1 protein-coding gene is annotated in these 289 nt (G+C 61.2%); it reads right to left on the minus strand.

What is annotated here, in order from left to right:
* Positions 1–289, minus strand: a 289-nt coding sequence (locus PZH32_RS13785) for a peptidylprolyl isomerase (protein ID WP_275208834.1), incomplete at both ends; no start/stop codon positions are given.

A 289-nucleotide genomic window follows, 5' to 3' on the forward strand; every position in this document is an offset into this window, starting at 1 on the left:
GTCCATCTTGGTCAGCTCCTCCGGAGCCTCGAAGACGTCGGTGCACTGAATGTTGTGGATACCATAGCTGCTGGTAACCAGACCGCTGATCTCGCCCTTCTCCAGCTCGTTCAAGGCCGTGGTGTACTCCGTCACGAAGCTGGTCAGCTTGTCCCAGCCCACGTTACCGCCGACGGCAGCCGAGCCGGTGTCCTTCGAGTAGGACTCGGCGGCGGTGGCGAAATCAAGCTCGCCAGACTGCAGCTTCTCGAGCACTTCCTGGGCCAGGTCTTCATCGCTGGCGTCAACC

It is taken from the genome of Adlercreutzia equolifaciens, from assembly GCF_029076695.1.
GTDB lineage: Bacteria > Actinomycetota > Coriobacteriia > Coriobacteriales > Eggerthellaceae > Adlercreutzia > Adlercreutzia equolifaciens_A.